General features: G+C 49.2%; 14 protein-coding genes. 5 read left to right on the top strand and 9 right to left on the bottom strand.

Features of this window, described 5'->3' with window-relative positions; genetic code table 11:
* Positions 1–42: 42 nt before the first annotated feature.
* The 8 genes from EJO50_RS04645 to EJO50_RS04610 all read right to left on the bottom strand — a co-directional run bounded on the left by EJO50_RS04645 (position 43) and on the right by EJO50_RS04610 (position 7,503).
* Positions 43–936 carry a PTS system mannose/fructose/sorbose family transporter subunit IID gene (locus EJO50_RS04645; RefSeq protein WP_125971928.1) on the bottom strand — a complete coding sequence of 298 codons (894 nt, stop codon included), beginning with the start codon at positions 934–936 and terminating at the stop codon, positions 43–45.
* Entirely contained in the window at positions 926–1,693 is a 768-nt protein-coding gene (agaW, locus tag EJO50_RS04640; protein ID WP_125971926.1) for a PTS N-acetylgalactosamine transporter subunit IIC, read from the bottom strand. The genes EJO50_RS04645 and agaW overlap by 11 nt, the downstream gene beginning before the upstream one ends.
* Positions 1,694–1,704: 11 nt before the next feature.
* A complete protein-coding gene (agaV, locus tag EJO50_RS04635) occupies positions 1,705–2,184 on the bottom strand; it encodes a PTS N-acetylgalactosamine transporter subunit IIB (protein WP_125971924.1) in 480 nt (159 codons plus the stop codon).
* A gap of 128 nt (positions 2,185–2,312) precedes the next feature.
* Positions 2,313–3,473 carry an SIS domain-containing protein gene (locus EJO50_RS04630; protein ID WP_125971922.1) on the bottom strand — a complete coding sequence of 387 codons (1,161 nt, stop codon included), beginning with the start codon at positions 3,471–3,473 and terminating at the stop codon, positions 2,313–2,315.
* Entirely contained in the window at positions 3,470–4,753 is a 1,284-nt protein-coding gene (locus EJO50_RS04625; RefSeq protein WP_125971920.1) for a D-tagatose-bisphosphate aldolase, class II, non-catalytic subunit, read from the bottom strand. Before EJO50_RS04625 ends, EJO50_RS04630 begins: the two co-directional genes overlap by 4 nt.
* A 23-nt stretch (positions 4,754–4,776) precedes the next feature.
* Positions 4,777–5,559: a transcriptional repressor AgaR gene (gene agaR / locus EJO50_RS04620; RefSeq protein ID WP_125971918.1), complete on the bottom strand. Its 783-nt coding sequence runs from the start codon at positions 5,557–5,559 to the stop codon at positions 4,777–4,779.
* Positions 5,560–5,993: 434 nt separating this feature from the next.
* The gene (locus EJO50_RS04615; RefSeq protein ID WP_233702170.1) at positions 5,994–6,458 is read right to left on the bottom strand and encodes a CreA family protein; all 465 of its coding nucleotides are present in this window, start codon (positions 6,456–6,458) and stop codon (positions 5,994–5,996) included.
* A complete protein-coding gene (locus tag EJO50_RS04610; RefSeq protein ID WP_125971916.1) occupies positions 6,451–7,503 on the bottom strand; it encodes an oxidoreductase in 1,053 nt (350 codons plus the stop codon). The genes EJO50_RS04615 and EJO50_RS04610 overlap by 8 nt, the downstream gene beginning before the upstream one ends.
* Positions 7,504–7,660: 157 nt before the next feature.
* Between EJO50_RS04610 and EJO50_RS04605 the strand changes: the two genes are divergently transcribed.
* Positions 7,661–8,809, top strand: a complete 1,149-nt coding sequence (locus EJO50_RS04605; protein ID WP_125971914.1) for a GNAT family N-acetyltransferase — start codon at positions 7,661–7,663, stop codon at positions 8,807–8,809.
* Here EJO50_RS04605 and EJO50_RS04600 read toward each other — a convergent pair.
* Positions 8,806–9,210, bottom strand: coding sequence for a c-type cytochrome (locus EJO50_RS04600; RefSeq protein WP_164521430.1), 405 nt, complete (start codon positions 9,208–9,210; stop codon positions 8,806–8,808). The two genes, EJO50_RS04605 and EJO50_RS04600, sit on opposite strands and share 4 nt — an antisense overlap.
* On the opposite strand from EJO50_RS04600, the gene EJO50_RS17130 reads away from it, so the two are divergent.
* From EJO50_RS17130 to EJO50_RS04585, 4 genes are all read left to right on the top strand, one after another.
* Positions 9,209–9,469, top strand: a complete 261-nt coding sequence (locus EJO50_RS17130; protein ID WP_164521429.1) for a hypothetical protein — start codon at positions 9,209–9,211, stop codon at positions 9,467–9,469. The genes EJO50_RS04600 and EJO50_RS17130 overlap by 2 nt on opposite strands.
* 87 nt (positions 9,470–9,556) lie before the next feature.
* Positions 9,557–12,427, top strand: a complete 2,871-nt coding sequence (locus EJO50_RS04595; RefSeq protein ID WP_125971905.1) for a type VI secretion system Vgr family protein — start codon at positions 9,557–9,559, stop codon at positions 12,425–12,427.
* Position 12,428: 1 nt separating this feature from the next.
* Positions 12,429–13,472 (top strand): hypothetical protein, encoded by a 1,044-nt coding sequence (locus tag EJO50_RS17255; RefSeq protein WP_206434451.1) that lies wholly within the window; start codon positions 12,429–12,431, stop codon positions 13,470–13,472.
* A 12-nt stretch (positions 13,473–13,484) separates the two neighbouring features.
* Positions 13,485–14,786 (top strand): DUF3396 domain-containing protein, encoded by a 1,302-nt coding sequence (locus tag EJO50_RS04585; protein ID WP_125971903.1) that lies wholly within the window; start codon positions 13,485–13,487, stop codon positions 14,784–14,786.
* The last annotated feature ends 154 nt before the right edge of the window (positions 14,787–14,940 follow it).

Below are 14,940 nucleotides of genomic sequence, written 5' to 3'. Positions count from 1 at the left end.
TTTAAAACGCAGCACCTGTCAGAGCAGGCGCTGCCACGGCGATTACAAAAAGCCAAAGAATTTCCCAGCCAGACCAAACAATACCGTCACGCCAATCAATTTCACGGGTGAATAGCCTTTTTTCATCAAGGCAAACATCAGGAAAGTGAACACCAGCGGCAAAAGATTAGGCATCAGCTTATCGAGCACATCAGCCTGCAGCGCAATTTCGGCTTTACCCGCATGAATTTCCAGCGGCGTAGACAGCCTGACATAAGACGCCACCAGCGCACCAATCACTGTCATCCCCACAATCGACGCGGCATGTGATATTTTCCTGGTATTGGCCTTTAAAGCACTGATTGCCCCCAGCCCCGCCCGGTAGCCGTAATGCGCCAGACCAAAACGCAGGCCAAAATGCAAGGCGTTAAAGAGCAGCAAAAACACAATCGGCCCGAACAGGCTGCCTTCCAGTGCCAGTGCAGCACCAATTCCCGCACAAATCGGCAACCAGGTCAGCCAGAACATCGCATCGCCAATCCCACCCAGGGGGCCCATCAGCGCTACTTTTACGGCACGAATGGTGGAGATTTTTTCCTTGCTCTGCTCCATCGCCAGCACGAGGCCAGATAAAAAAGTCACATCAAAGGGGTGGACATTAATAAATTCCATATGCATTTGCGCGGAATTTTTTAAGTCTTCCGGGTTTTTATGGATTTTGCGCAGTGCCGGCAAAATCGTATATAACCAGCCCCCTGCCTGCATCCGCTCGTAATTAAACGAGGCTTGCAATGCCAGAGAGCGCCAGGCCATATGGTTTATATCTTTTTTAGTAAGCGGCTCGGCTGCGGTAGTGTCGATATAATCATCGCGCTCTACATGGCTGGTGGCTAAGGCTTGCTGCATACGCAGCTCCGCTTTGGCCGCATTTGCGGCGTCAGTCTCGTTAAATCCCATCTTCCACCTCCACATTGCGGGCAGCCTGAGGCTGTGCGCGGTTTTGATTAAAATAATCAGCCATTGCAATCGCAAAAGCGCCCAGGGCCACAGCCAGAATCGGCAGTTTTAAATAAGTCACGGCCACAAAGCCCATAATAAAATAGGCAATGTAGTTGGTTTTAAGCATGATTTTCATCAGAAGTGCAAAACCAATTGCCGGCATCATGCCACCTGCCACACTCAGGCCATCCAATACCCATTCCGGCGCTTTTTGCACCGCAGCACCCGCCGCTTCAGCCCCAAAATAAATCGGCAAAAAAGCCACTACAAAGTAAAAGGCAAAGAGCGTGATCATGCCAAGGTAATTCACCCACTCGATGCCGCGCCAATTACCCTGCTTCACCATCTCATCGCATTTGTGCATCATCGGCGAGAACACGGTAAAGAGCACGGTAATACAGCCCTGCACCGCAATCGAAAACGGCACCGCCACACCAATTGCCACCGTGGGCTCGGCCTTGGTTAAAATGGCAAAAGCCGTGCCGATAATCCCGCCAATTACCACATTAGGCGGCTGCGCCCCGGCGAGCGGCACCATCCCCATCCAGACCAGCTCCAAGGTGCCGCCAACCAGCAAGCCAGTCTGCACATCACCTAAAATCAGCCCCACCAGAGGGCCGATCACCACGGGCCGGTGCATATGCGTCAGGCCGTCAAATAAATCGACTCCCGCCACCCCCGCCAATAGCGCGATCAATAAGGCTTCAAATAGCATGACTTCAATCCTTACAGTAGTTTAGAAACAAGATCACCCGATTCATCAGGCACCCGACGAATTTCGCAAACTACCTTTAACCCAGCCAGCTCGCGAAAAGCTTGCACATCGGCATCGTCCACCGACACTGTTTTATGAATTTGGCGCTTTCCTTCGGCAAAATGCATATTGCCCACATTCACTTCATGAATCGGTACGCCGCCTTTGACTAGCGTCAACACATCCTGCGGGGTTTTACACACCAGCAAAATTTTCTGATGCGCTGCAGCCTTATGAATCACCTCAATGGTTTTTTGCAAAGTGAAATAGCGCGTTTGCACGCCATCTCCTACCACCATATCCATTAAGTTTTGCTGTACCGGGTCAGCTGCCGCAGCATCATTGGCCACCAGCAGCAGATTTGCCCCAAGACTGCCCGTCCAGGTCACGCCCACCTGACCATGCACAAGGCGATTATCGATGCGGGTAAGTAAAATATTTGGCCCTGCCATGACGTATTCCTTGTTTTTTTAATTAATTCAAAGTGACTCAACGACCATCTGTTTCCTCCGTGAAGCGCCGTGTCCTCTGTGCTCTCTGTGGTTCAAGATTTAGGTTTTAGCGGCATACCATCAGTTAATTAAGCCGGATAGGGATAAATTTTTACGCCTTGCACCACGCGGTTTACTTCGCCGGTTGGACAAGGGTTGTCAGGAGCCAGACCCAGTGCCAGGGAGCTTTCAAAAGCAAAAAGCTGGGCAAACAGCAGATAAGGCAGCGATAGATACAGCCCATCCACCCCTGCAATAGCCACTTCGACCAAAGGCAAAGCAGCGCTGCTTTGCGGCCCCAAAGCCACCACCTGCTGAGCAATGCCATTGGCAATCACTTCAGCCTGCAGATCATCGTCGTAGCGGCGGGTGTAAGAGTCTGCGGCAGCCATAAACATCAACACGCAGCTTTGACTATCAATCATAAATTTGGGGCCATGGCGCACTCCCAGGCAGGAGTCGAAACGCGTGGCAATTTGCCCGGCGCTCAGCTCCAGCATTTTTAATGCAGCTTCTTCTGCCAGCCCCGTCATTTCACCACTCCCCAGGTAAATCACCCGCTTAAAGCCCTTGCCTGCCAGCGCCCTGGCTTGTGATGCCCAGCTCTCCAGCCGTGATTCGCAAAATGCCGCTACGGCTTCGATTTGCTCACTGGCACGGCTTAGCAAAACCCCTGGCGTTAGCATCACCGCAGCCGCCACAAACATGCAGCTAAAGCTGGAAGTCATGGCAAAACTCTGATCATTTGCACCCTCGGGCATCAGCACGCAATAGGCATGGGGATTATCCTGGCTGTATTGCGCCAGCTCGCCCTGCGGGTTGCACGTCAGTACCAAATGACGACAATAAGGCAGCAGCTGGCTGGCCAGATTAACTGCAGCCACGCTTTCCGGGCTATTACCCGATCTGGCAAAAGACACCATCAGCGTGGGGCGTGAAGAATCCAGATAAGCAAGTGGCTGGCTCACAATATCCGTAGTCGAAATCGCCTCGACAGCCAGGCCAAAAGAGGCCCGCAGCCATGGCTCCAAAGTGCGCCCCGCAAAAGCTGATGTACCCGCGCCGCAGAGGATAATCCGTAAATTAGGGGTGGACAGCACATCCAGCATCCATGCTTTCCACGCTAATTTGTTCTGAATCAGCCCTGCCATCAGCTCGCGCCAGAGCCTGGGCTGCTGGCTGATTTCACGGGCAGTATGCAATGCCCCTCGGCCGGCCAGCACGCTTTGCTCATAATGAAGGTAATTCATGAACGCGCTCCCATACCGCAGGCACGTGCATAGAGCCGGGTAACTTCCATGATTTTGTCCACCACCCAAGCTTCAGGCTCGGCAGGCAATAAGCCCGCACTGATTTTTTTAGCCTGCTCAGGCATGTACTGGCTGATTAAGGTAGGCAGCGGCGGCTGGCGGCGTAAATTATCAAATAGTTTTGCCACTGCAGCGCTCACTTCAGGATGAGGCCAGTAATAGCGAATCCGGTCAGACAAGCTGTAATTGCGATCCAGATACTGCTGATGCCCGGCCTGATCGTAATAGGCCAGCCAGTAATCCGGCTCTTCTTTCATTACTTGAGTGAGCGTGTCTTTCAGATGCGAAGCAGCAAATTCGCCGATGGCTTCGCGCTCAATCGCATCCAGAGCAAACATTGCTTCTCGCAGGGCAAAGGTTAAACCTGGACCCACTTTTAAAATGGCAAAGTGATCTTGCACCAGCTCCCTAAGCGAAGTCTCAGTCTGGTAATCAGTAGAGTGCGCCTCAAACACCAGCGTTTCTTTCATAATAAATTCACTCAGTGCAGCAGCCTTATCACGCTGATAACGCACTACCTTGTGATGATCAAACTCGACACCCGGCTGTACCACCATCGCAATCACCCGGGGCCAGGCCGCCGCGCAGCCTGCCCTGGCAAATACCTGCTGATGCACAGCCAGCGTCTGTGCTGCGGCCTCCGGCGAGGTCACTTCAACCATATCCAGTGATTCTTGCGCACCGCCCGGCACCGGCACTTCGGTGCCAATCACATACACTGGGGCTTCCCCTCCTGCTGTTTGCCAGGCACTTTCAGCCACCAAGCATAAGGCGGCGGTGCGTTCAGCCACCGTGGCATCGCTCAGCGGCACGGGGTCGCCAGCACAAGACATCGAGCAATCCAGATGAATTTTGCGAAAGCCTGCCAATACATAGACGCGGACCATTTCGGCGGCCTTGGCCATGGCCAGAGCAGCGGGCTCTTTTTGCCAGGCATTCGGGCCTAAATGATCTCCCCCTAAAATAATGCGTGCCTTTGCAAATCCCACTTTATCGGCAATTGCAAACACATAGTTTTTAAAATCGACCGGCTTCATGCCGGTATAGCCACCAAACTGATTGACCTGGTTGGAAGTAGCTTCAATCAAAATATAACTATCGTCTTGCAGGCCCTGCAGCAATGCCGCTTCTAAAACCAGCGAATGGGCAGAGCAAATTGAATAAATACCTTTTGATTGTCCTGCTTTATGCTGTGCAATCATTTCTATTAAATAAGACATAAAGGCTGCTCCTTTAAAAAACTTTATTCCGCTATAATTACGGTCACACCCATTTGTATTAATAACTGGCGGTTTTCATCACTGATACCGCTATCTGTTACCAGAATATCCACCTGATGCATTTTGCAAATAACACAAAAACTTCGCCTGCCAAATTTGCTGGAATCGGCCAATAAAATAATCTGATCGCAAACGGCCAGCATGGCGCGGTTCAATTGCGCATCCTGCGCATTGGTTGTGCTCACCCCTGCTAATAAATCAATGCCATCCGCACCAATAAATAATTTATTAAAGTGATGTAATTTAACGGCCTGCTCCGCTTCCGGCCCGCAGAGGGAATAAGAATCAGCACGCAAAGTGCCACCTGTCATCATCACGGTAAAACGCGGGTCAGCCACTAATTCGCTGGCTAAATTAAGTGCATTGGTCATTAAAGTGATTTTTTTATTGCTGGAAATATAGCGGGCTAATAAAGCAACGGTAGAGCCTGAATCCACAATAATTGAATCACCATCTTCAACTAAATCTGCTGCCCTGCGGGCAATTAATTGCTTTGATTCCGAGCGGATATTTTCTTTTTCTCTGAACTCCAATTCGAAAGAAAAATTTTGCGAAAGCGTGGCCCGGCCATAAGAGCGGCGAATACAACCGCTTTGCTCCAATTTATCTAAATCATGCCGGATGGTGACGGTAGAAACACCTAATTCCTGGGCTAAAACACTGACATTGCAAATTTCATGCTGGCGCAATAAATCAACGATTTTTTCATGCCGTTTATGCATGTTTTTTAAATGACTATTGGGCATGATAACCTCTGCATCAATTCACTCACTATTTGTAAAAAAAGCTACAAACAACAAGGAAGTGACTCGAATCTATTCCTACAAAGCAAAGAGTGTCAACGTATTAATTTTCGACTTAAAACAGGATATTTTTCGACTTCAGGCAGAGTTGAGAGCGGAGAAAAACAGCTAAATGTAGAATTAATACAAAAAAATAGAGTCGTACAAAAGATAACAAGCCAGATATAACGTTAATTATCGATCATTAGATTCATATCAGAATAAAAAATGAAGCAATACTACGTATAAAACCCATATAGCATACGCCAATCAACAGCAGGGACAACGAAACTCAATCGAAAGCGCTACAGCTTACTAACTTTCGTTTCACGCTCGAAAAATTTTAATTTTTTGCAAAAATAACTCAAAAAAAACGCGGCCACGCCGCGCTTTAATTTTTACTTTACCGGAATTTTCACATCCCCCGCCGACACGGCCGTCACACTATTTTGCGGACTACCATCGATTAATTTATCCGAATACGTCAGATAAACCAGCGCATTACGCTTCACATCTACCATGCGCACCACCTGCACCGATTTAAAAAACAAGGAAGCGGATTCCGAAAACACTTCTTCCTGCTGGGCCAAAGGCTTTTTAAACACCAGCTTGCCAATCTGGCGGCAAGCGATCGAAAACTCGGCCTTATCTTCGGCCAGGCCAAGCGAGCCCTTTACACCGCCGGTTTTAGCACGTGACATATAACAGGTCACGCCCCCTACTTTAGGGTCATCATAGGCATCGACTTGCACACGATGATTACGACCAATCAGCTTAAATGCCGTTGTTACCGAGCCGATTTCTTCGGCCAGGCTCAGGCTGCTGATGGCTAAACCCAAACAACACCACATCCATTTATTCACACAAAGCCTCCATTATTACCCAGGCACCCGTTTCAGCACTCTGTTGAGCCGCTTCCAGCAGCTGCATAATCAGTACGCCCTCTTGCGCTGTTACCGGGTTTTTACCCAAGCCCAGCACCGCATCACGAACGCCCGCATAATAGGACATATAGTGCCCCAATGGCATGGCAATCTCTTCGCTACGGGTTTGATCATTCACACTGTGATGCAAATAGCCCGGCAGCGGATCAAGGCCAAATCCGGCAGAGCCCGGCAACAGCCCTGCTTTCATCTGCGCCTCTTGCACATCCAGACCATATTTTTCAAAACTGGCCAGGCTGCCATGCAATACATAACGCGGCACACCACCACTAACCAGGCAACTGCCTGATAACTTTACCCGCATCGTTGGGTAGCGTAATAAAACATGAAAATCATCAACAGCCTGCGCCCCGGCACGACGTTTTTGCAAATCGGCAAACACCGCCAGAGGAGGGCCAAACAGCTGTAAAGCCTGGTCAACCAAGTGTGGTCCAAGATCAAACCACAGCCCGCCGCCCGGCTCGGCTCTTTCCCGCCAGCGGTCTCTGGTTTGCGGGCGATAGCGATCAAACTGGCTTTCAAACTGGGCAATCTCGCCAAGCCGGCCGCTGGCCAGCAGTGCTTTTACGCCTAAAAAATCAGCATCCCAGCGGCGATTATGAAAAATAGATAACACCTTCCCCGATACCTGTGCCCGCAGCGCCAGCTCTTTAGCCTGCGCCAGCGTTAAAGTAAATGGCTTATCCACCACCACATGCTTACCCGCATCCAGAGCCTCACAAGCCAGCGGATAGTGGCTGGCATTGGGCGTAGCCAGCACCACCAAATCAATATCCGGCTGATTAATCAGCATCATTGCATTAAACAACACGCCAGTATCCGGGTATCGATCCGTCACTAACTGGGGCTGGCTGGATGCCACAAAGCGTAAATCCAGACCGGCCGTGGCAGCAATCAAAGGCGCATGAAAAGTTTGCCCCGCATAGCCAAACCCGACCAGGCCCACTGCTAAATTATTTTGCATCTTTTGCACCTCCAAACTAATAACAAAGCTTACCCTAGCAATACAGAATAAAAACACCATCTTTCACTACAACACCGTAATACCTGCATGATTTTAAGTTATAAAAAGTCGTTAATCATTGTCCACACCTGGCAACCCGTAAACTGAATGGAAATGCATGATCAGCCTTCACTCGCATATTAATGACATTGCTGCAGCAGGCTGGGATGCACTCGCAGGCACTCAGCCCTTTATTAGTCATGCTTTTCTTGCTGCACTTGAAAACACCGGAGCCGTGAGCGAGCACAGCGGCTGGACCCCCTGCCATTTAGCCATGAGAGATGCGGATCAGCAGCTCATTGGTGCGATGCCGCTCTATCGAAAAACACACTCCTGTGGCGAATATGTATTTGACTGGGCCTGGGCCGAGGCCTACCAGCGCCACGGACTGGATTACTATCCAAAATTAATTAGTGCAATTCCCTTTACACCCGTCGCCGGGCCAAGATTACTGGCTAAAACAGATACCACCCGCCAAAGCTTACTGGCTGCAGCTGTTGCTCTTGCTCAAGAATCCGGCGATTCATCATTTCATCTTTTATTTTCGCAAGGCACAGAGCCTGCCCTGGCACAAAATGCCGGCCTGCTTAGCCGCCATGATGTGCAGTTTCACTGGCTACGCGGGGATTGGCGCGATTACAGCGATTTCAATGATGCCTTAACCCGGGATAAACGTAAAAAATTGCGGCAGGAGCGGCGCAAAGTCAGCGATGCTGGCGTCACCATCATCCGTAAACGCGGCAGCGAAATCAGCGAAGCGGACTGGGCATTTTTCTATTCCTGCTACAGCAATACCTATCTGGAGCACCGCTCCAGGCCCTATTTGAGCCTGGCGTTCTTTTTACAAATTGCCAGCGCCATGCCACAAGCCTGCCTGCTGGTTCTGGCCTATCAGGGCGGCCAGCCCATTGCTGCAGCGCTCAATATAATCGGGCCGGATCGCCTCTATGGCCGCTATTGGGGCGCAGTATGGGGGCCAGCCGGCTACGTAGCCAATCTGCATTTTGAGCTGTGTTTTTATCAGGGAATCGAGTTTGCGCTGGAGGCGGGCCTGGATGCTTTTGAAGGCGGAGCACAGGGAGCACACAAACTGGCACGGGGCTTTGTACCCGTCACCACTCAATCAGCGCACTGGCTGGCCCACCCCGGCTTTAGTGATGCAGTTGACCAGCATTTAATACAGGAGCGTCTGGCCGTAGCCAGCTGGCAAAACGAGCTGGAGCAACACAAACCCTTTAAACCAGACAAGCCTGCCGTGAATAACTAGCCTGGCCTGAACTGCTGATGACAGTGGATGCAGGCGTCCTCTACTCTTTTGTAAGTAGCACGGATACGATCTTGCTGCCCCGATTGTGCTGCATCTTTCAGAGCGGCACTTTGTTGCTCCATATTATTTGCAGCAGCATGAAAATCGGCAGCATCAGCTTTTTGCCTGGCATCAGACTGATGATTCACTGCAAACTCGGCAAAATAGACCCAGGGCTTCACAGATTTTTCTTGCAACTTAATCGCCTCCTGCAACACGATATCCGCTTTATAAGGCTTAGTCCCTGTCAGCATGCCATTGATCGCCTCGCGCGACTTCAGCATTTCCTTGAAAGTGGCTTTTCTAAGGGAAACCGGCGAATCAGGATCGCTGCGCTGGCAAGCCGTTAAAGCCAGCAGCATGAGTAAAACCAATGTAAATCGTCGCATGGCTGCCAATTTATCAGTAGCAAAAGGGGGCATGATACTCAATTTGGCCTGCTTAAGTAGCGCAGAAAGCGCTTTAACCACAAATAGCTTTGAGCGGCGAGCTTTCGCGGCTAAAACTACTCCTGCGAAAATTGCTCAAACCTTTTTTCAAAAAACCACACCTTTTTTACCAAAAACTGTTCTACGTTTTCTACTTACAGCATTCACCTTACAAATATTTTTTTGTTCATAATCACACCCTACAACTACTTAAAACCTAGAACAGGCAATGCAAAGCTTCATGTAATATACCTCCTTCGTGTAAGTCCTTGGCTTTTTTATGACATTTGATCTCCTTGCTTCTTTTGCCGCTGCCTTTAATCAGAATCAGCGCCTTATCTCTCTGCAATTAGGCGATGGTGCAATATGGGGTGAGCAGTTATTGCCCCAGCGCGTAACAGGCAGCGAGGGCATCAATCAGGCATACCGCTACCAGATCGATTGCTTATCCCCCGATAGTGCTTTAGAGCTTAAATCGCTACTGGGTTTGCCAGTCGTTCTATCTATTGAAAATGCTGATGGCGAGGCGATTGAGCGTTGCGGGGTCATTAGCCAGGCGCAATTACTAGGCTCCGATGGCGGCTTTGCAAAGTACGCGCTGACAGTAGAGCCGCCTTTTGCTTTGCTTAGATACCGCCGCACTTCCCGGGTGTTCCAGGATTTATCCGTCCCCGATATTGTGAAGCAGGTACTGGCTGAGCATCAGGACAAAAATCCGGTGTTTGCCTCGGTGCAAATGCTGGATTTCAAACTCTCCGGCACGCATTCACCGCGATCCTATTGCTTACAATACCGCGAATCCGATTTCGACTTTCTGACACGATTATTAGCCGAGGAAGGCTTAGCCTGGTTATTTAATCATTTGCCGGGCGATAGCCCTCAGGTTCAGTTGCTCGTATTTGATGATGCTTTTGCAATTGCGGAAGCGGCAGATCCATTTGTTAGATTTCACAGAGCTGACGCCACGGAAGAGAGCGATAGTCTGACTGAATGGCAGAGTCAGCGGCAAATCGGCAGCAGCAGTATATCGCTTGCCAGCTTTGATTACAAAGCCACTAGAACTAACGAAAGCTTTGATGAAAGTAGTATCGATCAGGGCGATGGCGGCCAGCAGCTACAAGTAAGTTTTGAAGATTACGACCCGCAGGCCCTTTATTACGCCAGCGACGCGGAAGGCTTAAGCCACTACGCACAATTGCGTCAGCAGGCAATGGACGCGCAAAAGAAATCCTTTAGCGGCTCTGGTACTTTACGTAGCCTGCAGGCCGGGCAGTGGTTCCGCCTGGAAGATCATCCCGCACATGAATGGGATAGCGCCGAGCAGCGTGAATTTGCCGTTACCGAGCTGAAATTTACCGCAAACAATAACCTTCCAGCGGATCTTACCCAGCAACTTAGCCTGGTCGCCCCCGGCTTACTCGCAGGAGCGGCTTTAGCCGCAAATACCCTTCCTTATCAAGCCGATTTCACCGCCCAAAGACGCGGCCAGCCGCTCACCCCTATCTTTGCCCATGAAGCGCTGAGCAAACCTAAAAGCTTTGGCGTGCAAACTGCCACCGTCGTCGGCCCTGCCGGATCAGAAGTCCACACCGATGAGCAAGGGCGCATAAAAATAGAATTCCACTGGCAGCGTACGGCTGAGCACCCTGAGTTTGGCGCAAACATGGATGACAAGTCATCCTGCTGGATACGCGTGGCCTATCCATCGGCAAGCGCAAGCTTTGGGCATCAGTTCATCCCGCGCATCGGTCAGGAAGTGTTAGTTGATTTTATCGAAGGCGACATCGACCGCCCGATTGTCACTGGCGTGGTCCATAACGGCAGCCATTCTGTGCCAGCCTTTAGCGACGCAGGCGCTTTGCCCGCCAATAAAACGTTATCCGGCATCAAAACTAAAGAGCATGAAGGTGGCCAATACGGCGAGCTGCTGTTTGATGATACCAAGGGCGAAGTTCGCACCAAATTATCCAGCGAGCACGGTAAAACCCAGCTCAACCTTGGCTATCTGATCCACCCGCGTACCGACGGTAAAGGTGAACCACGTGGCGAAGGCTTTGAATTACGCACCGATAAACAAGGTGCCATTCGCGCCAGCGGCTTACTGATTAGCACCGAAGCCAAGAGTGGAGCCAGCGGCAAGCAGCTAGACCACAGCCCCGCGCAAAGCCAGCTGGAGTCCGCCCTGGCACTGGCCCAAAGCCTGGGTGAAACAGCGACCAACCAACTTGCCGATACGATTGAAACCGGCGACGATGAACAAACCATCAAGCCCGACAACAGCCCCGGCGGCAAAGCCAGCATCGGCCATCTGCACCACCATGTGCATGCCAGTAAAAGCTTCGAGGCAGGCAGCAATACCGATCAAGATGGCAAAAGCAAATCCAAAGAGCAGGCAGGCCAGCAAAAAATCATCCTGCTGCATGGTGAGGATGGCGTAGCCATCACCAGCCCGCAAAGCCAGACGATTGCTGCAGGCACCAACCTCGATCTGGTCGCGCAAAGAGACAGCAACCAGACCTCCGGCCGCCGCTGGATACATAACGTGGGCGAGCACATCAGCCTGTTTGTAGCCGGGGTAAAAGATAAAGTCGCGTTAAAACTGATCGCCGCCAAAGGCCAGCTGCAAATGCAGGCGCAAAGCGACGATATCGAAATCACCGCCGATAAAAACACCAAATTCACCGCCATCAAAGGCAAGGGCCTGTTTAACGCCAAACAGGAAATCCTGCTTACCGCCGGTGGCGCTTATATCCGTATCAAAGATGGCAAGATCGAGCTGCATGCACCGGGAAAGGTGAGTATTAAAGGCGGCAGCCATGATTGGGGCGGGCCAGCGAGATTAGATCATTCCTTGCCTGTTATGCCGACGTATACTCCGGCAAAAGGCCCTTATACGGCTAAATATCAGCTTTTTAAAACGGATAACAGGCCGTTTGAGGATTACAACTATGAAGTTCGCGGGGTTGATGGCGAGCTACTGGATTCAGGCCTGACCGATGCCAGCGGCCGCACGCAATTTACAAATACAGATGAAGCCAGGCCCATCAAAGTATTTAAATCAGTGATGCGTGAAAGCGAAAGGATTACAGAGAAATGGCAAAGCAAATTAGATAATGCAGTAACAAGAGCAAAACTTAAGGAGATTAAATAATATGCCTGCACCACCATTAGTTATCGGCATAATAAAAGTTGTTGCGGCCGCCGTTACGGCTTACGAAATGCATGATTTAATTAATGAATTTTACGATGGACTAAAAAATTACAATACGGGCATCGATCAAGCAAAAAAAGAGTTAGAGAAACAGATAGAAACACTAAAGAATGAGATAGATAAAAAAATATCAGAAAAAGAAGAGGTTACCATTTTATTGGCGGCTGCCAATGCAGACCCTCAAGGACAAAATACCAAACAGGCAAAAGGACGAGCAGCAGGTAGCCCTGTTATCAATGCTGCTATTCAGCAAAAAATTCCTTTTCGACAAGTCATCAGTATGGTTTGCACACAGGCAGATAAAATTCCTGTATTGCAATTACGTAGGAAAAAAGGTGTTCAGTTTAAAGACTTACCTAAGGCTAAACGAGTCGCTTTTGAAAAACTCTTAGCACTGAGTGCTGAAGAGCTGGCTGGCGTTGATTTAGAAAGCTTTATTGTTGTGCGCCTAAAACAACTCGCCAGCAATTTAATGTTTGAATTTATTGATGAAGTTTTAGCATGGAGCAGCCCCTTGAAGTGTGAAGTTTGCTTTGGCCCGGCGCCTGCGTATGCAGACCATCCACTATCAGGAGTTAGCCCTACCCGTTTACGCCGAGATGGTGACATCAATCCGTTTTACCCTGCACCTTACCGCAGGGGGAGTATCAGTGCAGATTTAGTGATTACTGAATATCGTAAGAAACGTTGCGATAAGAACAATATCTTTGCGATTGTGGAGATTAAGTTTCAGGGTGATACAATTGATGAAGAACAGTTTAAGAACTATCGAAATCTTCTGGATAAAGCTGCAGAAATAAAAAACGCCAGCCATCCGATTAAATTCGATAAAAAAAATGTGAATAGCGGTGGGCGTTTGTCTTTATTCCGTTACCCGGAAGATGTTGCGGTAAAAGATGACTCGAAAGATAAAAAAGATCCTAAAGATCAAAGTAATCAACCTAAAAAACAAAGCCCAAGAACGGGGCGCCGATCAGGCCGTTAACAGGAAAAGAAAATGAGCACTGCTGAATTATTAATGGATCAGGATGATATTGACTGGTTTATAACGGCTACCCTTGAAAATGATTTATTAACTACATTTGGCGAAGATAACCGGGATCTTGGCATCTGCCCCTATATCACGTTTTATGTTTACAACCAGCCCGATGAATATATGCAAGTGGCTGAAAAAATGCATGCTCTGTTTGATGAGTTCAGCCTGTTAATTGACGAGCCTTGGCAAAAAATATGGAAATCACTGACCCAAGTCTGGTTAAAAGCAGGAGACAAACGCCTGCCTGAGGACTGGCGGCCCGCTGCAATCCGCAGCCAAAGCCGTGGGCGGGTGCATTTTATGCGAGCAACCGATGCAAGTGGCCCTATGGCTAGCCCACGCTGGGCCATTAGTGGGGTTGTTGATGAAGGCTACCGTTGTTACAGCACACTAAAACTTACTTTCCGGCATAAGTGGTTTAATCAGAATAAAGAGCGTTGGTATGCGTTTGTGGAGCACTGCCTGAATGTGCTGCAACCCGAGCATTGCTACAGTGGTTTTGAAGTAGGCAATGGGGGCTTTAATTTAATGGGCGCCTATGAAGCCGATGTATTAGAGCGAATCTGTGCCGATTATTTTTATGGCATGGATATTGATCATCCTGATGCAATGGGATTTCAATATCATGCCAGTGAAAATGGTTATGTATCACATCTGCGTTTGGGGGCTGGTCTGCGCACCCCCACCTGGAGCTTTTTACTTTCCCCTTTATGGCGCAGCCGCTTAGGTAAAACAGAAGCTGAAGTACGTACATTTCTGGATGATCCACGGATTCATATCACAGCTATTCCTTATCCCGCAGGGCCTCATAATCCAAATGCAGAAAATGCACTTTGGATACGTTTAGGTGAATTAGATTTATATCCGGTAGCGCAAGGTCTGCCCGATCTTTTAATCAAAGCCAATGAATTAATCAAGCCCATTCGCTGCGATGAATTGCAATTACTGACTTTAGATCCGTGGGATGACGATCCTAATCCACGCTTTGATTATGAAAGCAGCTTACGCTGGATGAGGCGATTTGATGAAAATAGCGATTGGCCCAGCCTAGAAATTCGCCAACCTTTATTAGGGACTTCAGTAGATGATTCACTACAAAGTGGCCGCTGCCCGGCAAATAGCCCATGCCCAGAAACAGGCTATTGGTATACCCCTGCTAAACAGAACAGCCGTGCTTTATTTAAACAGGGTGAAGTAATGCCAGATTTTCCCGGCTCTGATTATGGCGCTACGATTTGGTATTGGGATGGGAATCAAAAATAGCTAAACAAGCAGGCCAAATCCGTAAATAATCCGGCTTTGGCTAAAACATTAAAGCAGATAAACAAAAATCAACTTAACCTTACTAATAAACAAAACACACAAAGTAATCAGTAAATATTTTATTTAATAAATTTAATATTATTCAATAGAAATA

Source organism: Iodobacter ciconiae, assembly GCF_003952345.1.
Classification (GTDB): Bacteria; Pseudomonadota; Gammaproteobacteria; order Burkholderiales; family Chitinibacteraceae; genus Iodobacter; species Iodobacter ciconiae.
This window is presented reverse-complemented; position numbering and strand designations above follow the sequence as displayed.